Raw genomic sequence first — 22,078 nt, 5'->3', positions numbered from 1 at the left:
TGAGGGGCCTACGTCCCGGCCTGGCCGGGACCCGAGGCACTCACCGCAGCATCGACGGACCCGCGTGCTGCTCCTGACCGACCGGCACCACCACGACGGGGCACAGGGCATGGCGCAGGCAGAAGGTCGTGACCGAGCTGAACACCAGCACGTCCCGCCTGCGCGCACCGTGCCCGCCCACAACAACGCGGCGCGTGCTGCGGGTGACTTGTCGACTCCGACGACAATCCGTGACTTCTCGCTCATGCGTTCAGCGTGTTGAGCCGGCTCACCGGGGTGCAGGGCCCTTTGGTCCTCTTGCACCGGGTCGGAACGCCCGGCCGACCCACGTCCTTGGCAGGTGGGCGGCCGCTGTTCCGGCGAGAAGGCTTGAGACAGAAAGAGACCGAAGATCGCCGGAGGGTGTCATGCGTGAACCGACAGTCGCCTCGCTGATGACACGTGAGGTGATCACCGCAGACGTCGAGTGCCCGTTCAAGGAGCTCGTGCGGCTGCTGGAGGACAACAAGATCAGTGCTGTTCCTGTGCTCGACGGCGGCTACCCGGTCGGCGTTGTCTCGGAAGCAGACCTGATGCCGAAGGAAGAGTTCAGGGGCGGTACCGAGGACGCACCTGGTGTGTTCGCCGGGCGCGCGACGAAACATCGGTGGGAGCAGGCGAGTGGTGTGATCGCCCGCGACGTGATGACGTCGCCGGTGAAGAGCGTCCCGCCGGACCTCGCCGCGAGCGCCGCGGCCCGCGAACTGGCGGCAGCCGGTGTGCGCAGGCTGTTCGTCATGGACGCCGACGGCGCGCTCGTCGGCGTGCTGTCCCGCCGTGACCTGCTGAAGCTCTTCGTGCGGGAGGACGGCGAGCTGCGCACGACGATCCGCGACGAGATCTTCGGCCGGATGCTGTGGGTGGACCCGAACACCATCGACGTCGAGGTGACCGACGGCATCGTGACGATGCAGGGCCAGCTGGAGCGCCAGAGCGAAGTCGAGATCGCCGAACACCTCGTGCGCGTCCTGCCGGGCGTCGTCGACGTGCACAACCACCTGCGCTGCGGATGGAACGACACCACGCACACCCGCCAGACCGAGATCTTCGGCTAGGAGCGTCATGAGGACTCGAGATGTGATGACCACGGACGTCGTGGTCGTCGAAACGGGCACCCCGGCACGCGATGCCGCTCAGTTGCTCGCTGAACGCGGATTCACCGCACTGCCCGTGGTCGACGCCTTCGGTGTGTTGATCGGCGTGGTCGGCGAGGCCGACCTGATCCAGGATCGCCTGCCGCAGGACCCGCGGTCGCTCGTGCACGGCGAGCCCGTCGAGGCCAGGAAGCCGCCCGCGGACGTGGTCGACCAGGTGATGACGAGGCAGCCGGTGGTGGTGGGCCCGAACACCGACCTCGCGGAAGTCGCCGGACTGATGCTGGAGCACAACGTGCGCAGCGTGCCGGTCGTCCACGAAGGCCACCTCGCGGGCATCGTGACCCGCAGGGACATGCTGCGGTCCATCACCCGTGCGGACTGGGTCATCGAGGCCGAGATCCACAACCGGCTCGGCATGGTCGGCGGCGCACAGCGCTGGCAGGTAGCGGTTTCCGGCGGCAAGGTGTCCATCGTGGACAAGGCGGACAGCGCAACCGAACGCCACGTCGCCGAGGTGCTGATCCGCGCGATCGCAGGCGTGACCGACGTCGAGTTCACCACCGAACCCGTGCCTGCGGGGAGTTGACGATGGCCAGGAAGCGGTGGCGTGGGCGGACCTGTCCATGCGGCCCGGGGAGTTCGTACGTGGTCGCAAGTTGTGGTGGGCGCCTGCGATCGCAGTGAACTTCATCGGGTCGTTCTCCTGCTTCCGCTGGGGAAGGAGGCCTTGGAGAAGAGCGGAACGAAAGGCGCCGGCACCCCCTCCCGGCGCCTTTTTGCTGCGCAAGGCCGTCCGCGTCGACGTCCCGCCATGACGAGGACTTAGGTCCCGTGAGCGACGAGTCCAGAGGTGGTGGGCGATCGGTGCACCGGAGCGCAGGCTGCTCACAACAACAGTCCACATCGGAGTGAGGAGCTCGCCGTGAGCACAGACGTAGCCGGACCGGAGGCCGCGACGCGGCCCGGTTCGGGAAGTGAGCAGCCACGCCCGTCCAGATTCGGCCTGCCCACCGCGACCGCGCTGGTGGTCGGATCGGTGATCGGCACCGGCGTGTTCGGCCTGCCGACCGCGCTTGCGGCGTTCGGTCCGATCAGTCTCGTGGCGTTCGTTCTCGTGTCGATCGGCGCGCTGGCCCTCGCTCTGACGTTCGGTGCGCTGGCCAAGCGCATCAGCGGCTCCGGCGGCCCGTACGTGTATGCGAGGGACGCGTTCGGCGAGTTCGCCGGCTTCCTCAACGCCTGGTGCTACTGGATCACCGCGTGGGCGGGCAACGCGGCGATCGTCGTCGCGCTGGTCGGCTACGTCGAGGTGTTCGTCAACACCGAACACCAGGTCGTCTGGTCCATCGTGATCGCGTTGGCGGGCCTGTGGATTCCTGCCCTGGTCAACCTGTCCGGGCTGCGGAACATGGCCGTCACGCAGATCGCCTTCACCGTGCTGAAGATCGTGCCACTGGTGTTCATGGCCACCGTCGGCCTGATCTTCGTCAAGTCGGCGAACTTCGGCCAGTTCAACGCCAGCGGCACCTCGATCGCCGGTGCCATCTCGGCCGCAGCCGCCATCGCACTGTTCAGCTACATCGGCATCGAGACCGCCTCGGTCGCCGCCGGCCGCGTCCGCGACCCCGAGCGCAACGTCGGCCGCGCCACCGTGTTCGGCACGATCGGCTGCGCCGTCATCTACATCCTCGGCACCCTCACCGTCTTCGGCACCGTGCCCAACGAGACGCTGCGCGGGATCTCGGCGCCGTTCACCGAGGCCGCCAACGCCATCTTCGGCGGCCAGTGGGCCGGCCAGGCCGTGGCGATCGCCGCCGTCGTGTCCGGAATCGGCTGCCTCGTCGGCTGGACCCTGATCATCGGCGAGATGCCGATGGCCGCGGCGAAGGACAAGCTGTTCCCGAAGGCGTTCCTGCGCACCCGTGGCGACATCCCGAGCTTCGGCATCATCAGCTCCACCGTGCTCGCCTCGGCGCTGGTCGTCGTCAGCTACACCAACTTCGAGCAGGTCTTCACCACGCTCGTGCTGCTGTCGGTGTTCACCGCCGTCGTGCCGTACCTGTTCAGCGCCGCGGCGCAGCTGTACTGGCTGTTGGTCCGAGGACGCAAGGCCGAGTGGCCGCACCTCGTGCGCGACTGCACCGTCTCGGTCCTCGCGCTCGCCTTCGCGTTCTGGGCGCTGGCCGGCAGCGGCTACCAGGCCGTCTACTACGGCGTCGTGTGCCTCCTGCTGGGCGTGCCGCTCTACATCTGGCTCAAGGTCGGCCGCCGCGAGTACGGCGAGGTGGGGTCATGACCCTCGGCGTCGGATCGGAGGTCGGCACGCTCCGCCAGGTGATCGTGCACCGCCCAGGCCTCGAACTGAGCAGGCTCACCCCGCGCAACTGCGACGAGCTGTTGTTCGACGACGTGCTCTGGGCCGCGAAGGCGCAGGAGGAACACGACGTCTTCACCGCGAAACTACGTGAACGCGGCATCACCGTGCACCACACCGGGACATTGCTCGCCGAGACCCTGGCCCTGCCGGAGGCCCGCGCGTTCGTGCTGGACCGCGTGTGCACACCGGAACTGCTCGGACCGACCCTGGCCGGTCCGGTGCGCGAGTTCGCCGAGAAGGTCGACGCTCCGATGCTGGCCGAGCTCCTGGTCGGCGGCGTGACCCGCGCCGACCTGTCTCCACTCGGCGTGCCCAGCCTGCGCTGGAACAGCCTCGGACTGGACGACTTCATCCTGCCGCCGCTCCCGAACACCCTGTTCCCGCGCGACAGCTCCGCCTGGATCTACGGCGGCGTCACCATCAACCCGATGGCCAAAGCCGCCCGCCGCCGCGAATCCCTGCACTGCCAGGCCATCTACCGTTTCCACCCGCAGTTCGCTGACGCGACGTTCCCGACCTACTACGGCGCCGACGACGCCAACCACCAGCCAGCCACACTGGAAGGTGGCGACATCCTCGTCCTCGGCCGTGGCACGGTGCTGATCGGCATGGGGGAGCGGACCACCCCGATGGGCGTCGAGATCCTGGCCCGCGAACTCTTCCGCACCGGCCAGGCGAGCTCCGTGATCGCCGTACAGCTGCCCCGCTCGCACGCCCTCATGCACCTCGACACGGTCATGACGATGCTCGACCTCACCACGTTCATCCGCTACCCAGGCCTCGACCCCGAGACGCTGAAGACGTGGGTGATCACCCCAGCCGACGCGGAAGAGGTCGTCGAACGCAGCTCCGCCGGCCTGCGCGTGCAGGAGCGAACCTCGGTGTTCGCCACCATCGCCGATCTCCTCGGCATCGACCGGCTACGGGTCCTGTGCGCGGACGAGGACGCCCGCGCCGCCGAACGCGAACAGTGGGACGACGCCAACAACTTCCTCGCGCTCGCACCCGGCGTCGTCGTCGGCTACGAGCGCAACACCGTCACCAACACCATGCTCGCCGACCACGGCATCGAGGTCATCTCCATCCCCGGCAACGAACTCGGCCGCGGCCGGGGCGGGGCTCGCTGCATGACCTGCCCGATCCAGCGCGACGGCATCTGAAAGGACCTCTACGATGCGACACCCCGGCTCTCTGCTCAAGGAACTCGACCTCACCAAGGAGACGTTCCTCGACCTCGTCTCCCAGGCCCGCGGACTCAAGCGCGCCAAGGCATCCCACACCGAACACCCACTGCTGACCGGCAAGAACATCGCTCTCGTCTTCGAGAAGAGCTCGACGCGCACCCGCTGCGCGTTTGAAGTCGCCGCCCACGACCAGGGTGCCCACGTCACCTACCTCGACCCCACCGGCTCCCACATGGGCCGCGAGGAGTCCATCCCGGACACCGCCAAGGTGCTCGGCCGCATGTTCGACGCCATCGAGTTCCGAGGCTTCGCCCAGGACACCGTCGAGACGCTCGCCGACCACGCCGGCGTGCCCGTGTGGAACGGCCTCACCGACTCCTGGCACCCCACCCAGATGCTCGCCGACATCCTCACCATGGCCGAGAACTTCGACGGCCAGATCGAGGACATCAAGTTCGCCTTCGTCGGCGACGGCCACAACAACGTCGCCCGCTCGCTGCTGATCACCGGCGCCCTGCTCGGCATGGACGTCCGGATCGGGGCCCCCGCCGAGTTGCAACCGCCCGCCGACGTGATCGCCAAGGCACACGAACTGGCAGCGACGAGTGGTGCCCGCGTCCTCGTCACCGAGGACGCGGAAGAGGCCGTCGCGGGCGTCGACTTCATCTACACCGACGTCTGGGTCAGCATGGGCGACTCACCCGAGGCCTGGGACACCCGCGTGCCCCTGCTGACGCCCTACCGCGTCACCGCCGAACTGATGAAGGCCACCGGCAAACCCGACACGAAGTTCCTGCACTGCCTGCCGTCCATCCACGACCGCACCACCACCGTCGGCCGCCGGGTCCACGACCAGTACGGCCTCGACGGCGCCGAAGTCTCCGACGAGGTGTTCTCCTCACCCGCCTCGGTCGTCTTCGACCAGGCCGAGAACCGCCTGCACACCATCAAGGCGGTCATCGTCGCCGGACTGGCCTCCTGATGCGCATCGTCGTCGCACTCGGAGGCAACGCCCTGCTCATGCGCGGCGAACGCGCCGATGCCTCCGTTCAGCTCCACCACGTCGAAGCAGCGGCGCGAGCACTCGCGCCGCTCGCCGCCGAACACGAACTCGTCATCTGTCACGGCAACGGCCCCCAGATCGGCCTGCTCGCCCTGGAGAGCGAGGCCGACCCGTCGCTCACCCGCCCGTACCCGCTCGACACCCTCGGCGCCGAAACGCAGGGCATGATCGGCTACTGGCTCGCCCAGTCCCTGCGCAACGCCGGCGTCCGCAAGCCGATCCTCGCCGTCATCACTCAAACCGTCGTCGACGCGTCCGACCCGGCGTTCTCCGCGCCGACGAAGTTCATCGGCCCGATCTACAACCGCGCCGCGGCCGGTCGGCTGGCCGAGCAGAACGGCTGGACGGTAGCCGCGGACGGCCCGAACTGGCGCCGCGTCGTCCCCTCCCCGGAACCGGTCCGGCTGGTCGAACGGGAGTCCATCGAACAACTCGTGAGCGGCGGCACGATCGTGGTCTGCGCGGGTGGCGGGGGAGCGCCGGTCGTCGATGACGGTCAGCTGCACGGCATCGAGGCGGTGGTGGACAAGGACCTCACGTCGGCCGCGCTGGCGATCGCCTTGAAAGCGGACCAACTGCTCCTGCTCACCGACGTGTCCGCCGTGATGTCCGACTACGGCATGCCCACCGCCGAACCGCTGCACCACCTCGACGTGGCCGAACTCGAGCACCTGAGCTTCCCCACGGGGTCGATGGGACCGAAGGTCGAGGCGGGCCGCCGGTTCGTCGACGCGACCGGCTCGACCGCGGGAATCGGAGCGCTGACCGACGCCGCGGAACTTCTGGCGGGCACCGCGGGCACGACGATCGGTCGCCGGGCGCCGCGCAGTTGACAGAGTTGTAAAGTATCGACTTGAAGAATTCTTCAAGTCGACAGGTCGTGGTGTCGTGAACGAGTTCGAGGACAACCTGCTCGTCCGCATCGAGCAGGCGGAACAAGCAGTACGGCGAGCGGTGGAGCAACAGGACGAGTACGCGGCGGAGGTGCACGGCGCTGATCTGGCCAACCTGCGGCGCCTCGCCGCTGAACACGGGGTAGCCGTCGTCGCGCCGGTGGAGGGCTGAGCGGTGCCGGTTCCGCTGTACCAGGCGAAGGCCGAGTTCTTCCGGATGCTGGGCCATCCTGTGCGCATCCGGGTGCTGGAGCTGTTGCAGGACGGCCCGAAGGCGGTGCGCGATCTGCTCGCCGAGATCGAGGTGGAGCCGTCCAACCTGTCCGCGCAGCTGGCGGTGCTGCGCAGGTCCGGCATCGTGACGGCGACCCGAGAAGGGTCGACCGTGGTGTACGCGCTCGCGGGTGCGGACGTGGCCGATCTGATGAAGGCGGCCAGGAGGATCCTGACCGAGCTGCTGGTGGGGCAGAACGAACTGCTCGCGCAGTTGCGCGAGGACAGCGCGTGAGAGCTTTGCTGCCTGTCAGGGCGGACTGGGCGACCGCCACACCACGGGATCTCCTCGCTGGCCTGACGGTGGCGGTCGTGGCGTTGCCGCTGGCCCTGGGGTTCGGGGTGGCGTCCGGACTGGGAGCCGCCGCCGGCCTGGCGACCGCGATCGTCGCGGGCGCGCTGGCAGCGGTCTTCGGTGGTTCGAGCCTGCAGGTGTCGGGTCCCACCGGAGCGATGACCGTGGTGCTGGTGCCGATCGTGGCCACGTTCGGTCCGAGCGGCGTGCTGACCGTCGGCCTGCTCGCGGGTGTACTGCTCCTCGCCCTGGCAGCGGCCCGGGCAGGGCGCTACATGCGGTACGTGCCCGCACCCGTGATCGAGGGTTTCACCATCGGGATCGCCGCGGTCATCGCGCTGCAACAGATCCCCGCGGCACTCGGCGTGCCCACGCCCGACAGCCACAACGTCGTGATGAACGCGGTCCGCGCGTTCGGCTCCGGCCCTTTGCTTCCCGCCGTTGCCCTCGCGTGCGGGGTCGCCGCGGTCATGCTCATCGGCGCGCGTTGGAAACCGGCGATACCGTTCTCACTGCTGGCCGTCGCGGTGGGCACGGTGGTCGCGGAGATCTGGTCCCTGCCCGTGCCGCGAATCGGCACCCTGCCCGCGTTGCTACCGGCACCGTCACTGTCCTTCCTGGACCTGGGCGTGCTGTGGTCGCTGCTGCCGTCCGCGGTCGCCGTGGCCGCGCTCGCCGCACTGGAGAGCCTGCTGTCCGCGACAGTCGCCGACGGCATGAGCGTGAACCAGCGCCACGACCCGGACCGTGAGCTCTTCGGCCAGGGCATCGCCAACGTCATCACGCCGATGTTCGGCGGCGTGCCCGCGACCGCGGCGATCGCCAGAACCGCGGTCAACGTCCGATCCGGCGCGACTTCACGACTGGCAGCCCTGGTCCACGCCGCGACGCTCGCCGCGATCATGCTCGTCGCGGCACCGCTGGTCGGACGCATCCCGCTGGCCGTGCTGGCCGGCGTGCTGCTCGCGACCGCCGTGCGCATGGTCGAAGTCGGTTCGGTGCGGGTGCTGATGCGCGCGAACCGCTCCGACGCCGTGGTGCTCGCCCTCACCGCGATCGCGACACTGGCACTCGACCTGGTCACCGCCGTGATCGTCGGCCTCGTCGTGGCGGGAGCACTGGCACTGCGCGCCGTCGCCAGGTCAGCGCGGATCGACGAGGAACCTCTGGAACCCGGCGACCACACGCTGGAGGAACACGAACTGCTCGCCCAGCACATCGTCGCCTACCGCCTCGACGGACCGCTGTTCTTCGCCGCTGCCCATCGCTTCCTGCTGGAACTCACCGAGATCGCAGCCGTCTCCGTGGTGATCCTGCGCATGTCCCACGTGTCCACAATGGATGGAACCGGAGCGCTGGTCCTGCGCGACGCCGTCGAGAGACTCGGGAAGCGAGGCGTGACCGTGCTGCTCTCGGGTGTGCGCGAAGAGCACCGCCGCCAACTGGAGGTACACGCGGTACCCACGTTCGCCAGCACGCCCGAAGCCATCGAGTACGCACGAGACCACCTGCGCCGCAACGGGACGTTGCCGTGACGACTCGCTGACATGCCGCCGACTGTCAGGAGGACACCCTTGGGGCAGTCGACTGGATCTTGCGCAAGAACACGTTGTGCAACTTGCTCGCAGCCAGGTCGGCAGGCGTCACGCCGTCGGCGAGGGGTCTGTCTCAGGTGCTGCAGGCGATTGAGCGGGCCGGAGATGGAGACGCCATGGCGGCTGTGGCGGGTGCTGACTTCGTGGCCAGGCTGTCGGCTTGCCATGCGAAGCCAGAGGCGGATTCGACTGACTCTGTCGGGTTGCGGTTCGCCTTCTACGGCCGGATGCCGACGAGCACGTTCCAGGACGTTCAGACGTCTTGTGCGTGGCAGGACCGGCCCGCAAGCCGATGAGCAGCGCGCAGCATGAACGTCGGACCATCGCTGTCTCCCGCACGGACGAAGGCGATGCGTCCCCGCAGCAAGTCGCACTCCGCCTGCTTGAACTCGTCCAGCCAGGGATCCTCGATAGTGGCGAGCAGATCGGCGGCCGCGACACCGCCACGCGACTGGGCGCGGGATGCCGAGCGCTCCAGCTCGGCGGCCATGTCGTCGTCCGGGACGGCGGTGGCCCGGGCCCGCAGCCGCTCGGTGGTCTCAGCGGCACCGTAAGCCGCTGCTCGCGCCAGCGGGTGGCGGAAGCGCACGCGGGTGCCGAACTCGACCAGACCGGTGGCGGTCGCGGTTGCGCCGGCCGTCAGCATGTCGATCCCGAGCTCGTGCGCGGCGGACCACAGCAGCGTCGGGTCACCGGTCGGGTCAGCGGCGGCGACCGTGAGGAGAAGCCGTGCCCCTTCCGGAAAGCCCGCCAGCGCTGTCTCGAACTCGTGCTCGACCTGGGCTGCTACTGAGGTGGTTCTGGGATGCGCGAACCAGCCCGCTCCTGTCAGCACGAGCAGAGCCAGCGGGTTTCCGCGGGCTTCGGCCATGAGCCGGTCGCGCACCTGCTCGACCAGCGTCTCGTGGCTCTGCGCGGCGAGCAGGATTCGCGCGTCCGCGTCGCCGAGCCCGTGGACGGTCAGGCTCGGCAAGACGTCCAACTCGCTCGCCTCGCACGGTGTGCGGACGGCGAGCACGACGGCCACCGGTACGGCGACGACCCGCCGGGCGAGGAATGTCAGGGCCCCCCGGCGAGGCCCTGTCCAGCCACTGCGCGTCGTCGACCACGCACAGCACAGGGCTTTCGCGGGCTGCCGCCTGTCGCGCGTGGCCGAGCAGCGCGCTCTTGCCGATACCCGCTTCACCGCGCAGAACGAGGGAGCCTCCCTGACCCGTCCTCGCCGCACCGATCAGCACGTCGAGGTGCCGCGTCGCGTGCTGCCTGCCGAGCAGCGGACCGCGAGTGGGAGCCAACGTTCGCACGGCGTCCACGGTAGCTATTCGGGCCATGTCCGAATGATCCCGTCCACTGTGGGTGGTCAGCCGACGAGACACGCGGTGTGGTGACGCAAGGCCTCAACAGGCGGTAGCGCCACGCACCACACGGTTCGCCGGCACCTCCCAGGCACAACGGCGATCATGGCTGTGCGCATAGAATGGAGCTCATGACGCTGGCGGAGGAAGAGGTCCCGCGCGCGCTGTTCGCGGGAGCCGTGAACCGCTGGGCCCGACTCCTGCCGTGGGCCGTGGCCTTCGTCCTGTGCGTCTCCTTGCTGCCCACCACCATTGTGGTGCTCAGCGCCGACTACAGCCTGAACATCGGCATCGCGAGCGTGCTGGCAACCGTGCAGACCGCACCGCTGCTGCTCGCGGTCGTCCGCCCGTTGCAGGCGTGGTATGTGATCCTCGCCGCCGACGTGGCAGGAGCTCTGCTTCTGCTCACTGTGGACTTCTCCGAACAGCTGCTGTGGCCCTTCCCGCCAATGGAGATCGTCGGGTACGTGGGACTGTGCCTTGGCCTGGGGCTGCGCGCGGTGCCGCGCAGGACGTTGGTACTGGTGTGGCTGGTGACCGCGGCGGCGAACGCCGGTCTGTTGTTCGTCGCGCCGCACGGCATGAATGCCGCGAGCATGTTGTTCACGATTCTCGGCGGTGTTGTGCTGTTGCTCAGCGCCGCGCTGCGTGAACGGCACGAGGTCCAGCGCAGGCTGGTGGAGCAGGAGACGATCAGCGAGACGGAGCGCGCCCGCCGCACGGTGCTGGAGGAACGCGCCCGCATCGCCCGCGAACTGCACGACGTGGTGGCGCACCACATGTCCGTCATCACCGTGCAGGCGAACACGGCGCCCTACCGGCTCGACGGGGTGACCCCGGCCGTGCAGGAGGAACTGAGATCCATCGCGGCGACGGCGCGGGAGTCGTTGGGGGAGATGAGGCGGCTGCTCAGCGTGCTGCGCAGTGACGAGGAGAACGGAGAGCTCGAACCTCAGCCGGGTCTCGCGCGGATCGGGCACCTGGTGGAGGCGATGGCCAGGGCGGGCGTGCCGGTGGAGTTCACACCCTGCGACGTCGAGGTGTCCGAGGCGGTGGGCCTGTCCGCGTACCGCATCGTGCAGGAGGCACTTGCGAACGTCGTCCGGCACGCGCCCGGCGCCCCGACCGAGGTTTCCGTTTCAGCGCAGGCACAACAGGTCACCGTGCTCGTCCTCAACGGACCGCCGGACGAGCCGCCCGCCGTTCCCGTCGAGGAAACCGGCACGGGGCACGGCCTCGTCGGGATGCGCGAGCGGGTGAGACTGGTCGGTGGCGAGCTCGAGACCGGACCGCTGCCGGACGGCGGGTTCCGCGTGCTGGCCAGGCTTCCGCTCACCGAGACGCAGAACGGCAGCGAGAGGACGGAATGACGATCCGGGTGATCATCGTCGACGACCAGGCCATGGTGCGGGCGGGATTCGCCGCGCTGCTGGCAGCCCAGAGCGACATCGACGTGGTGGGCGAGGCCGCGAACGGTGTCCAGGGCGTCGAGCTGAGCAGGCGCACCAGGCCGGACGTCGTTCTGATGGACGTCCGCATGCCCGAGATGGACGGCTTGGAGGCAGCACGTCGCATCCTCGCACCCCAGCAGGGCATGGCACACGAAGCGCGCGTTCTGATGCTCACCACGTTCGACGTCGATGATTACGTCTACCAAGCGCTGCAGGCGGGGGCGAGCGGTTTCCTGTTGAAGGACGCGCCGCCGGCTGACCTCATCGCGGCGGTGCGCGTCGTGGCCGCCGGCGACGCGCTGCTCGCCCCTTCCGTGACGCGCCGCCTCATCGCGAACTTCGCCCAGCAGCGGCCTGCCGCGCTGAGCAAACCGGCGTTGCGCCTCAAGGCCCTCACCGAACGCGAGAACGAGGTTCTCACCCTGGTCGCCCGAGGTCAGTCCAATGTGGAGATCGCGCGGACGCTCGTGCTGGCGGAGCAGACGGTCAAGACGCACGTGAGCCGCGTCCTGACCAAGCTCGACCTGCGCGACCGCGCGCAGGCGGTCGTCTTCGCGTACGAATCAGGCCTGGTGTCCCCCGGCGAGTAGAACATCGCCGGGGGACTCGGCTCATCTCGCGGTGGCGAACTCGGGCAGTGTGAGGGCCGAGTGGGCCGCGCGTCCCTTGCCAGGAGACAGGGAGCTGAGGCCGCGCAACCTCTCGTTGCGGCGCTCGAGGTCCTGGGCGGTGGCCGGGAAGAGCGTGGCACCGCCCTTGCCGACGAGACCCTGGTTGAGGGTCACGAACTCACGGGTGCTGTGTTCGTAGAGCCGGAAACCCTCCGCGTGGTCCTGGGCGGCGAGGCTGCCGGCGAGCATGTACGCGCCGACGAGCGCGAGGCTGGTGCCCTGACCGGTGAGGAACGACGGCGCGTACGCCGCGTCGCCGACCACCGCGACCCTGCCGCTCGACCAGTGGGGCATGCGGATCTGGCTGACCGTGTCGAAGAACAGGTCGTCGGCGCCCCGCAGGGCGGTGAGCATGCGGGGGATCTCCCAGCCCGCGTCGGCGAAGACCGAGGTGACCAGGTCCCGCTGCGCCTCCCTGTCGCCGAAGGCGTCGAACGGCGGGTTCGGCAGGGCGAAGGTGAGGAACGCGTGCACCTCGTCGTCACCCCCGGTGACGTAGAGGGCCGCAGCCCTGCCCGGCGCGTTCCACATGACGGTTTCGCGGGAGAGGCCGAGGGTGTTGGGCATGGTGAAGATGCCGAAGCAGTAGCCCAGGTAGTGGTGGAAACGCTCTTCCGCGCCGAACACCATTTCTCGGGTCCGCGAGTGTGTGCCGTCCGCGGCCACGATGATGTCGAACGTCCGGGCCGCCCCGCCGTGGAAGGTGATGTCGACCCCGTGGTCGTGCTGATCCAGGGTCGCGATCGAGTCGTCGAACAGGAACTCGACGTCGTCCCGGACGGCCGCGTACAGCGCTTCGGTCAGGTCGCCGCGGCGCACCTCGAGGTCTCGTTCCTCGACGCCGCCGCTGATGGCGTGGGGGTGCAGCGCGGCGACCCGGCTGCCGTCGCCTTGCAGGAAGGTGATGCGGCGCAGGTCGATGTGGGCTTCCCGCAGCCGGGGCAGGATCCCCATCCTGCTGACGACGTCGAGCGCGGTGCCGCGGACGTCGATGGGGTAGCCGCCGCTGCGTGGTGCGTTCGCCTTCTCCACCACCGTGACCGCGTAGCCGTAGCGGTGGAGCCAGTACGCGAGGACCGGGCCCGCGACGCTGGCGCCGGAGATCAGGACGGTGCGGGGGCGGGTCATTCGCGGGCTCCTTTGCCAGTGGTGCGGACGATCAGGAGGGACAGTGCGGTGACAGCGCCGGCGATGACGAGACCGGTGACGAACGCGGACTCAGCCGGAACGTCCGAGCCGGGGAGGGCTCCCGCGGTGAGGATCGCGCCGCTGACCTGGACTCCGACGGCGAAGCCGAGCACGCGCGTCACCAGGACCAGACCGGTGGCGATGCCGGTGTCGCCTTCGTCGACGGAGGTGGCGGTGCTGGTCACCATCGCGGTGATGCACAGGCCGTTGGCGAACGCGATCAGCGCCTTGCCGACGACGAGGTGCCAGACCTCGGTGTGGACGGCCGCCATGGCGAGCAGTGAGCCGGCCATGAGGACGGCCCCGGAGGTCACCACGGCACGCGATCCGAAGCGCCGCGCCGCGAGCCCGCCGATCGGCCCCGCAAGGGTCGCCGCCACCGCGCCGGGCAGCAGGTAGAAGCCGATCTGCGTGGCGCCGGCGCCGAACCCGTAGCCGTCACCGGAGACGGCGAAGAGCTGCGGGACCAGGTAGACCGCTCCCGAGGTGCCGACGCAGACCACGAACGTCAGCACGCACGACTTCCACACCGCGGGCTGGGCCAGCATGCGCAGGTCGACCATCGGTGAGGCCGCACGGCGCTCGACGGCGATCCATCCCGTCATGAACGCGGCCAGCAGCGCGACCAAGCCGGCGAGCACGAGCGGCTGTGACGCGATGTCGGGTGCCAGCGCGAGCGCCAGCATGAGCGTCACCAGTGTCAGGCTCAGCAGCACGAGTCCGGCCCAGTCGATCCCGCCCTCGCGGGGACGCCCAGGTTGGTCGTTCGGCATCAGCCGGTTCACCAACGTCGTTGCCACGATGACGGCGATCGTGGGCAGCGCGAACATCCAGTGCCGGGACAGCTGCTCGGCCACGGGTCCCGCGGACAGCGTTCCCACCATTCCGCCGCCCACGAACAGGCCGCTGACCACGCCGATGGCCACCTTCGACCGGTCTGCGGGGAGATGTTTGCGCACCAGGATGAACGACAGCGGCAGCGCGCCCACCATCGCGCCCTGCAGCACCTGGCCGAGCAGCAGCACAGGCAGGTTGGGCGCCAGCGCCGACACCAGACCGCCGGCGCAGACCACGGCCATCAGCCGTATCAGGATGCGTTTGCCGCCATAGCGGTCGCCGAGTTTGCCGGCGATCGGGGTGATGAGCGCGCCGGTGATGAGCAGCACGATGCTCAGCAGCGCTCCTTCGGCGGGAGTCATGTCCAGCTCGCGTTGCAGGAGCGGGAGCGTCGGCGTCACCACCGACTCCAGCGCGCCGGTGGCGACCGCCAGGAGGCCGAGGGCCCCGACCGCGGCCTTCCCGATCGTGGCCTGAGGAACCGCGGTCGTGGTCATGAGCGGTCTCCGGAATGGTGTGCGGTCGGGGAGTCCGCGGGCACCAGCCGACGCCACCCGGCGGCACCGGGATCGGCCGACGGCACCGGCCGGTACTCCGTCCCGCGCCGCTCACCCTTGCGCAAACTCATGTTCTGTCCCTTCGCGATCTTTCTCGACGACGGGGACAGCCTGCGGCGGAAGTTGCGCACCCGGCGTCATACCGGGGAGCCAAGCCGCAGTCGATACCGGGGTACCGGGTGGGTGACGGCCACAGGGTCAACCGCTTCACCTTGGGGGAACATGAGCTGAGGGCTTGAGCTGCCCGGCTGTGCGGTGTCCGGGCTGTGCCGACGGGTCACCGGCACCTGCTCAGGCCGATCCGCGCTGATCACCTGCTCGAGCAGGAGGACCGTGCGGGAGAGAAAAGGTGCCTGACGGCGCGAAGCAGAGCGCGGAACTCCGCACCGTTCGGTCGCACACGCAGGCGGGCGTAGAGGAGCGCGTCCGCGTACTCCGCCATCCGGACGATCTTGCCGTCCTCGACGTCGAACCTCGTCACGTAGCTGTTGCGGTACGCCTTGCCGGTGCGGGCGACAACCATGTCCCCCTTGCCGTGGAAGAAGATCCCGTGCTCCGACGCCGTCCACTCGTGGTCACGCCAGATGAGCGGGGTGAACTTGTCGAACAGCGCCGCGGTGTAGGCCAGGACCTCCGCTTTCCCCTGGACATCCGCGACGCAGAAACCCCTCTTCCCACCGGAGATGACGTCCGCCACGCCGTCCGCTGTCCGCGTCACACGCGTGTGCATGAACAACTGCCGCGTATCAATCGCCAACGTCGCCGCTACCGAGTCGAGATCCTTCGCTTCGACCGCACGGACGAACTCCTGGGCCAGGGCAAGCGCAGCGTGGGATTCCGAGGTGGTCATGACGTCCGGGTCTCCGCGTCCCAGGACAACACCGGTTCGCCGAAAGACTTCGGCAGGCCGAAGGACTCGAATCGGGGTGTCCACCACCGGGTGAACTCGGACTCGTAGGCGAGCAGCCGCTCGGCGAACGTCACCACGTCCGTGCACTCGTCGAACTCGAGGTAGACGATGAACTCGGCGCTGCCGTCGTCGTTGGGCTGCAGCCAGATCCGCTCGCGGTGGTACCCGACATCCTTTGCCCGTTCAGCCAGGCCGGACAGGTCTTGGTGGAGGTCGGACATGAGGTCGCGGAACTCCCGGACCCTCGCCCGCGGAATGGGCAAGGTCCACGCTGTGCTGGTCATGGCACCCAATCTGCGCGACGTCGCGCGGGCGAGGAAGCCACTTCCGAACCTGGTACTGACAGGGCCACGCAGCGCAGCAGGGCACAATGTGCACGTGTCCGGCGACAACCGAACGGAATTCGGGGAGTACCTGCGCAACCGGCGCGCGGGCATCACGCCTGCGCAACCGTCCGGCGCGGTGCGCACGTCGCAACGGCGGGTTCCCGGTCTGCGGCGGCAGGAGGTGGCCGACGCCGCGGGAATCTCCGTCGAGTACTACGTTCGCCTCGAACAGGGCAGAGCACCGCATCCCTCCCGCGAGGTCCTCATCGCCCTGGCTCGGGCGTTCGGGCTGTCGGAAGCCGAGCGGGACCACCTGTTCCGGCTCGCGGACGAGGCGCCTCCACGGCCGCTGTCGCCGAACGCCGCGATCCGCCCGGGACTGCTGCGGATGCTGCGCGGTGTGGAGGACACGATGCCGGTGACCGTGCACGACGGCAGGCTGGACCTGCTGGCGCTCAACGCCCCTGCAGCCGAGTTGCTCCGACCTCTCGCCGCCACCGGTCCGTTCGAGCGCAACATCGTCTATCAGGTGTTCACCGCCACGACGCTGCCAGACCTCCTCGGCGACAGCGGAGCAGACCAGCTCGCCAGAGTCGCCGCCGCCGAACTCCGTACCGCCCTCGGTCGCTATCCCGACGACGGCTATCTCCGGTCGCTGTACGCCGAGCTCACCGCGACCAGCACGAGCTTCCGCGAGTACTGGGACCGAGGCGAGGTGGGGTCGTGGCGGTCATCGGTGAAGCGAATCCGCCACCCGAACCGTGGCTGGCTGCACTTCGGCATCGAGATGCTCCACGACCCCGAGCGCGATCACTGGGTCATGCTCTATACACCCCGAGAACCCGTCTGAGGCTGTGTCGCCCAGAAAGTCATCGCAACTCTGAACAGCGATGTACTCCCGGCTGCGAGCATGTTCGGGTGATCGTTTCGCTGTTGTACAAGGTGGTCTGCAAGTTGCTGTCTGTTCCGGTGGTTCTGCTTCGCAGTGAGGCAGCCAAGGATGCGGAGCTTCTGGTGCTGCGGCACGAGAACGTTGTGGTTCGTCGGCAGTTGACCGGGCCGCTCCGTTACGAGACTGCCGACCGGTTCTGGTTCGCCGCGCTGTCGAGACTGGTGGACCGCTCGCGCTGGAAGGTGGTTTTCCCGGTTACTCCTGGGACGTTGCTCGGCTGGCATCGTGGGTTCGTGTCCTGGAAGTGGGACTAAACCGCGCGTCGGCAGACTGGGCGTCCTTCCACTCAGACTGCGATCAGGGCGCTCGTGCTCCGGCTTGCCAGAGAGAATCCGCAGTGGGGACATCGGCGGATCCATGGCGAGCTGGCTCGGCTTGGTCATCGCCTGGGCGCCTCGACGGTCTGGGAGATATTGGACCGCGCGGGCATCGATCCGGCACTGCGGCGAGGCGGTCCGACCTGGCGGGAGTTTCTGACCGCGCGGGCGGAGGGCATCATCGCGGCGGACTTCTTCCACATCGACACCGTGTTCGGCCAACGTCTGTACGCGTGGGTGTTTCTCGAACACGGTACGAGGCGCATGCATGTCACCGGCGTCACCACGCACCCGACGCGAGAGGACGGTGCAGCAGGCGAGGAATCTGGCCGGCGAGCTCCGAGCGCGCATGGAGTCACCGCGCTTCCTGCTTCGTGACCGCGACGGCAAATACGGCGACGCTTTCGACGCCGTACTTGAGGCAGAGGAACTGCGTGTGATTGCGACTGCGCCGCGAGCTCCCCGGATGAACGCGCACTGCGGACGGATCATCGGCAGCATCCGCCGCGAGGTTCTCGACCACGTCCTCATCCTGGGAGAAGCTCACGCGCGTCAAGTCCTCGCGGCTTACCAAGCGCATTACAACGAGCACCGGCCTCACCAGGCACGGGACCAGCGACCACCAGGCATCCAACAGCACCTCGCAGCGACGCGTGACCTCGACAGCCTTCGTCGTTGACCACTACGCACCCGGATCCTCGGTGGGGTGATCAACGAGTACAGGTACGCCGCGTGAGCTGCAGCGATGACTTTCGAGCGGCACAGGATTGGACGGCGACATCGATGGTGCTGTCGGGGATGGCGGTACGAACAGCGGGACGGTGGCTTCGGTCATGTCGCCAACCTCGTGGTGGCGAGAAGCGTGAGGTTGCTCTGTGGCTGTCGGGGCGCAAGCGGATGTGGTTCGGCGACGAGGGCGGTGAGCGCGGCGGCGACCTCAGGCAGTTGGGCGCGGGTGTAGACGCCGGTGGTGTCGTTGTGGTGGTTGGTGTGGCCGGCGTAGGCGTGGGCGACCGCGTGTCCGACGTGGCGTTCGACCCAGGTGAGTGTGGTGTGTCGCAGCCACTGCGTGGAGATGCCTTGTGCGGCCGCCCATGGGAGTCGGTTTCCAACCCTTCGCCAGAGGCCGTCGTATCGCCGGCTGGTGATCGGTGTCCCGTCGCGGTGGCGGAGCAACGGTTCGGGTGATGGCCGGCGGGTGCCACGTTGGTCGCGGTGCTGGAGCAGGGCTCGGATGAGGGTGGGGCTGGCTGGTTGCCAGCGGATGGTGTTGTTCTTCTCCCGCAAGCAAAGTAGGCACCACTGCGGCTCGATGTCGTCCTCGCTGAGTGCGAGTGCTCCGCCGCGTCGGCAGGCGGTTTCGGTATGCAGCCGGACGATGAGCGTGTCGAGTGGAGTGCCGCCACCTGTCGTGGCGACCACATCGTTGATGTCGGTCAGTTCCTGGTTGGTGAGTGCCTTGCGCAATGGTGGTCGTCTGTGGGGTTTCGGTACGGCGGCTGCCGGGTTGTAGTGCGGTGGGAGGATCTCGTCGCGGATGGCGTGGATGTAGATGGTGCGCATGGCGACGAGGAGGTGTTCGCCGGTGCTGTGTCCGCCGCGGTCGGTTCGTCGGATGATGCGGAGGCCGACGATGTGCCGCATGAGGGTCTCGATGTCAGTGGCATCGACGTGGTCGAGTGGGCGGTCACCGAAGGCGGTGATGATGTGGGTCCAGTAGGTGTCGTAGGTGTGTCGTGCGCCTGGGCCTGCGGCGCTGGCGACTTTGGGGACGTACTCGGCGAAGGTGGGGATGTCGGCGGGTTCCCAGAGGAGGTCGTCGGGGGTGAGGCCGAGTTGGGCGATTAGTAGCCGGGCGGCTCGGATGGTGGTGGGGTTGGTGCTCATGATGGGCCTCGAGGGCATGTAGGGGAGCCGCTCGTGAGAATGCGCCCGCAAAGTTGCACGCTCGGTGGCTTTGCGTCACCACGGAGCGCCGGCAGGTTGTTCTGCTACGGCGGCGAGAGGCCACATCATCGTCTGGCTGTGTCAGATGGTGGCCGAAGTTTGAGGAGCAACAGGCTTGCGCAACGCGTGTTGCTCGCGTCTCTGCCGGGTACGCGCTCTGAGGCATGACCGGACGTCTGGTAATTCGAGAGCGGCCGGTGTGCGTGATCGATACGATTCGCGCGCATCATGGAGTAGATCAGTGGTAGATCACCCCGCTCGGGACGGGGAGGGCGCGGGTTCGATTCCCGCCTCCATGTCCGACAAACCGTGGAGTCCGCTGTGTCCGACCAGATCCGCACCGCTTCGCCGGGTTACGCCACCGGTCAGTTGGCGCGGGCGTTGGCTGCGGCGATCTCTGCGGGCACCGAGGCCGACCGCGAGCGGGCGCTGCGGAAGGTGCGGCGCTGGGAGGACGTCGTCAGCGGAATGGCCGACGGCACGCTTGCGGTCGGTTCCCGCACCCCGGTCGCGGACACCCCGGCGTGGGTGACGCTCGAGGTCGCGCACGGTGGCTTCGCGACCGGCAGGTACCTGGCTGAGGTGCCGCTGTCCGAAGACGAGGCCGCCCGCGTCGCTTCCCTTCCGGACGAGGTTCCAGGCGGCAACGAGCGGGAACGGCTCAACCTGTGGTATCTCGGGGACGCCGGTCAGGCCGAGCTCCTGGACGCGGTCCGTGCCGGGCGTTTCCGGGTCGAGGTGCCCGAGGACGCGGCGCTGCCTGTGGTGGCGTTGCTGCTGGACAAGGGCTTCCCGGAGCAGGCTCTCGATCTGGTCGCCGAGCTGCGGCCGCTGATGCACCGGCTGCGGTTGACGCCGCGCTTCGAACCGGTTGCCCGGCCGTCGGACTCCGCCGTCCGGGCGGCTTCGGTGCGGGATGCCGCCGCGTCCCTGCGTGCCGTGCGGGTGCCTGCGCAACTTGCGAAGATGCGCGCCGCAGTGACGGTGTGGGATCCGCTGTACGACCGGCTGGTGGCGTTGTGGTGCCGCACCGTCGACGGTGAGCTACCGCGGCTCGGGGAGGACGGATCTGTGCACGGCGGCTGGCCGTGCCGGACGTGGCCTGCGGACTGGACGGCGGAAAGGGCCCAGTGGCTCGCGGACTTCGCCGACATGTGCCGCACCGTGACACCCTCGGGAAGGCAGACCAACCCGAAGAACAACTTCGCGAGACTGCGTCGCGCGCTGGAGTCCTGCCCTCACGGCAGCCTCGAGCTCACTGCGCGGGAGGTGGGCTGGATCCGCCGTGCCATCGCGAACACGGTGAGCCGCCGGGGTGCCCCGGAGACAGAACAACGCGGCGCGTGGCACGCCGCTCAGGCGGCGACCGTCATGGCGCCGACGAGTACCACGCTGGCCCGTGTGCTCGCGTCCAGGCTGGACCGGTTCCCGGCTGACGGCGGTCTGCCGTCGCTCGACGTCGCGACTGCCGCGGTGTCCGAAGCCGAGACGACCGCCGAGATTCCCTGCGGCACAACGATGCCGGACCGTCTGGTGCACAAGGCGGCGCGGGCGCTCGAAGCGCCTGCGGACGAGTTGGTGCGCCTCGGCGTGATCACCTCAGGGGAAACGCTGGCGGCCGTGCTGCCGCAGCTCACCTCGCGGCTGCTCAGCGCGGCGATCGACGACCCGGTCGTGGCGGGGCTGCACGAGCAGACCTACACGGCATTCCGGCGCCGCCGCGGCCTGCTCCTGCTCAACCTCGAGTGTCAGGTGCAGTTCACCGAGCTTCCCTGGGTTCAGGCCCTCGCCCCCTGCAAGTCACCCCAGCCGGACAACGCCGCAGCCGCTCGCCGCGCCCTGCGGCAGATCACGATGCTGGCACTCACCGCGTTCCCGCACGCTTTGCTGCCGAACCCGCTGGTGACCGAGATCAGGACACTGGCGAAGCAGGCGGAACTGGAACTGCCACTCGTGGAGGAGGTGGCCGCGGACATCTTCATGGGCACGTTCACCACCAAGTGGCGCGACGCCGCCGCGGTGGCGAGCCGACTGCTGTCCGACACGCTCTACGCGAACTACTACGACCTGCCTGCGGACTGGTCCGAGCCGCAACGCACGCTCCTGCGCTGGGGCAAGCGAACAGCCGCGGACTTCACGGAGCAGTGCCGGCAGCGGGCGGGCACCACCGGCGGCTCCACCGCGGCCAACGGCATGCTGCTGGAACAGAGCCAGATCCTGACCACGCACAACCTCGCCGTGCTGGTCGACGCCCTCGACCTGACCGAGGAGCTGCGCGAACACGCGCCGGGACTGGCGGGGCGCACGTTCAGCTGGATCGTGCGCAGGCAGGCCCAGCGCACGGACCACCTGCACGCTGCGCTGATCCAGGTGAAGAACACCGCGTACGCATGGCGCCAGGCCCTCTTCCTGCTCAGCTTCTGTGAACCCAGCGTGCAGATGTCGCTGGCGGTGAGGTTGAGCACTGAGCTTCGCGACATTCGGCTCGTGCCCGCGGTAGAAGGGCTCCTGCAAGTGCTCGAAGGAGAGCGTTTCACACCGGCCGGAACGATGGGACGCGGCAAAGGTAGGCGTTTCCTCGGCTGGACCCAGGGAACGCACCCGTTCCTGGCCCACGCCAGCGGCAAGAGTCAGTGACAACGAGGAGCTCCGCCACACCATCCGCTCATCGGCATGAGAGGACACGGGTGGCGCCGGCTCATAGGGCGTCGCCCGAAGGGTGATTGTTGGAACGGCGATTCTGGGCATCTT

General features: G+C 68.7%; 21 protein-coding genes, 1 tRNA gene and 2 pseudogenes. 15 read left to right on the top strand and 9 right to left on the bottom strand.

Annotated elements, in window-relative coordinates; translation table 11 throughout:
- Positions 1–40 precede the first annotated feature (40 nt).
- Positions 41–181 carry a universal stress protein gene (locus PV646_RS19770; protein WP_500343633.1) on the bottom strand — a complete coding sequence of 47 codons (141 nt, stop codon included), beginning with the start codon at positions 179–181 and terminating at the stop codon, positions 41–43.
- A 226-nt stretch (positions 182–407) separates the two neighbouring features.
- Between PV646_RS19770 and PV646_RS19765 the strand changes: the two genes are divergently transcribed.
- From PV646_RS19765 to PV646_RS19725, 9 genes are all read left to right on the top strand, one after another.
- Positions 408–1,094, top strand: a complete 687-nt coding sequence (locus tag PV646_RS19765; RefSeq protein ID WP_500343632.1) for a CBS domain-containing protein — start codon at positions 408–410, stop codon at positions 1,092–1,094.
- 7 nt (positions 1,095–1,101) lie between these two features.
- The gene (locus PV646_RS19760; protein ID WP_500343631.1) at positions 1,102–1,722 is read left to right on the top strand and encodes a CBS domain-containing protein; all 621 of its coding nucleotides are present in this window, start codon (positions 1,102–1,104) and stop codon (positions 1,720–1,722) included.
- 336 nt (positions 1,723–2,058) lie between these two features.
- A complete protein-coding gene (locus PV646_RS19755; protein ID WP_500343630.1) occupies positions 2,059–3,432 on the top strand; it encodes an APC family permease in 1,374 nt (457 codons plus the stop codon).
- On the top strand, positions 3,429–4,673 hold the full coding sequence (locus PV646_RS19750; RefSeq protein ID WP_500343629.1) for an arginine deiminase: 1,245 nt from the start codon (positions 3,429–3,431) through the stop codon (positions 4,671–4,673). Before PV646_RS19755 ends, PV646_RS19750 begins: the two co-directional genes overlap by 4 nt.
- 13 nt (positions 4,674–4,686) lie before the next feature.
- Positions 4,687–5,679: an ornithine carbamoyltransferase gene (gene argF / locus PV646_RS19745; protein WP_500343628.1), complete on the top strand. Its 993-nt coding sequence runs from the start codon at positions 4,687–4,689 to the stop codon at positions 5,677–5,679.
- The gene (locus tag PV646_RS19740; RefSeq protein ID WP_500343627.1) at positions 5,679–6,593 is read left to right on the top strand and encodes a carbamate kinase; all 915 of its coding nucleotides are present in this window, start codon (positions 5,679–5,681) and stop codon (positions 6,591–6,593) included. Before argF ends, PV646_RS19740 begins: the two co-directional genes overlap by 1 nt.
- Positions 6,594–6,648: 55 nt before the next feature.
- Positions 6,649–6,825, top strand: coding sequence for a hypothetical protein (locus PV646_RS19735; protein ID WP_500343626.1), 177 nt, complete (start codon positions 6,649–6,651; stop codon positions 6,823–6,825).
- A 3-nt stretch (positions 6,826–6,828) separates the two neighbouring features.
- A complete protein-coding gene (locus tag PV646_RS19730; protein ID WP_319979335.1) occupies positions 6,829–7,161 on the top strand; it encodes an ArsR/SmtB family transcription factor in 333 nt (110 codons plus the stop codon).
- Entirely contained in the window at positions 7,158–8,756 is a 1,599-nt protein-coding gene (locus PV646_RS19725) for a SulP family inorganic anion transporter (RefSeq protein WP_500343625.1), read from the top strand. The genes PV646_RS19730 and PV646_RS19725 overlap by 4 nt, the downstream gene beginning before the upstream one ends.
- Positions 8,757–9,069: 313 nt before the next feature.
- Here PV646_RS19725 and PV646_RS19720 read toward each other — a convergent pair whose 3' ends face one another.
- Both PV646_RS19720 and PV646_RS19715 read right to left on the bottom strand, forming a co-directional pair.
- The gene (locus tag PV646_RS19720) at positions 9,070–9,843 is read right to left on the bottom strand and encodes a hypothetical protein (RefSeq protein WP_500345095.1); all 774 of its coding nucleotides are present in this window, start codon (positions 9,841–9,843) and stop codon (positions 9,070–9,072) included.
- A gap of 160 nt (positions 9,844–10,003) precedes the next feature.
- A pseudogene (locus PV646_RS19715) lies at positions 10,004–10,147 on the bottom strand (hypothetical protein); the annotation flags it as partial.
- A gap of 155 nt (positions 10,148–10,302) precedes the next feature.
- Between PV646_RS19715 and PV646_RS19710 the strand changes: the two are divergent.
- Together PV646_RS19710 and PV646_RS19705 are read left to right on the top strand one after the other, a co-directional pair.
- Positions 10,303–11,541, top strand: coding sequence for a sensor histidine kinase (locus PV646_RS19710; RefSeq protein WP_500343624.1), 1,239 nt, complete (start codon positions 10,303–10,305; stop codon positions 11,539–11,541).
- A complete protein-coding gene (locus tag PV646_RS19705; RefSeq protein ID WP_500343623.1) occupies positions 11,538–12,212 on the top strand; it encodes a response regulator in 675 nt (224 codons plus the stop codon). Before PV646_RS19710 ends, PV646_RS19705 begins: the two co-directional genes overlap by 4 nt.
- 21 nt (positions 12,213–12,233) lie before the next feature.
- Here the strand turns inward: PV646_RS19705 and PV646_RS19700 are convergent, their stop codons facing one another.
- The 5 genes from PV646_RS19700 to PV646_RS19680 form a co-directional block, all read right to left on the bottom strand.
- Positions 12,234–13,421 (bottom strand): FAD-dependent monooxygenase, encoded by a 1,188-nt coding sequence (locus tag PV646_RS19700; protein ID WP_500343622.1) that lies wholly within the window; start codon positions 13,419–13,421, stop codon positions 12,234–12,236.
- Positions 13,418–14,815 carry an MFS transporter gene (locus PV646_RS19695; RefSeq protein ID WP_500343621.1) on the bottom strand — a complete coding sequence of 466 codons (1,398 nt, stop codon included), beginning with the start codon at positions 14,813–14,815 and terminating at the stop codon, positions 13,418–13,420. Before PV646_RS19695 ends, PV646_RS19700 begins: the two co-directional genes overlap by 4 nt.
- On the bottom strand, positions 14,812–14,946 hold the full coding sequence (locus tag PV646_RS19690; protein WP_500343620.1) for a hypothetical protein: 135 nt from the start codon (positions 14,944–14,946) through the stop codon (positions 14,812–14,814). The genes PV646_RS19695 and PV646_RS19690 overlap by 4 nt, the downstream gene beginning before the upstream one ends.
- A 239-nt stretch (positions 14,947–15,185) precedes the next feature.
- Positions 15,186–15,725, bottom strand: a complete 540-nt coding sequence (locus tag PV646_RS19685) for a nuclear transport factor 2 family protein (protein ID WP_500343619.1) — start codon at positions 15,723–15,725, stop codon at positions 15,186–15,188.
- Entirely contained in the window at positions 15,722–16,069 is a 348-nt protein-coding gene (locus PV646_RS19680) for a hypothetical protein (protein ID WP_500343618.1), read from the bottom strand. Before PV646_RS19680 ends, PV646_RS19685 begins: the two co-directional genes overlap by 4 nt.
- A gap of 94 nt (positions 16,070–16,163) precedes the next feature.
- Here PV646_RS19680 and PV646_RS19675 point away from each other — a divergent pair, with 94 nt between their 5' ends.
- On the top strand, positions 16,164–16,961 hold the full coding sequence (locus tag PV646_RS19675; protein ID WP_500343617.1) for a helix-turn-helix domain-containing protein: 798 nt from the start codon (positions 16,164–16,166) through the stop codon (positions 16,959–16,961).
- Between the two features lie 68 nt (positions 16,962–17,029).
- Positions 17,030–18,059 (top strand): annotated as a pseudogene (locus PV646_RS19670) (integrase core domain-containing protein).
- Between the two features lie 152 nt (positions 18,060–18,211).
- Here the strand turns inward: PV646_RS19670 and PV646_RS19665 are convergent.
- The gene (locus PV646_RS19665; protein WP_500343616.1) at positions 18,212–19,267 is read right to left on the bottom strand and encodes a tyrosine-type recombinase/integrase; all 1,056 of its coding nucleotides are present in this window, start codon (positions 19,265–19,267) and stop codon (positions 18,212–18,214) included.
- 287 nt (positions 19,268–19,554) lie between these two features.
- On the opposite strand from PV646_RS19665, the gene PV646_RS19660 reads away from it, so the two are divergent.
- Positions 19,555–19,626, top strand: a tRNA-Pro gene (locus tag PV646_RS19660).
- Between the two features lie 22 nt (positions 19,627–19,648).
- Positions 19,649–21,964, top strand: a complete 2,316-nt coding sequence (locus PV646_RS19655) for a hypothetical protein (RefSeq protein ID WP_500343615.1) — start codon at positions 19,649–19,651, stop codon at positions 21,962–21,964.
- Positions 21,965–22,078: the final 114 nt, after the last annotated feature.

Origin of the sequence: Streptomyces sp. ID05-26A, assembly GCF_033794685.1 — a bacterium.
Classification (GTDB): Bacteria; Actinomycetota; Actinomycetes; order Mycobacteriales; family Pseudonocardiaceae; genus Lentzea.
The sequence above is the reverse complement of the archived record's forward strand: the minus strand, read 5'-3'. Positions and strand labels throughout refer to the sequence as shown.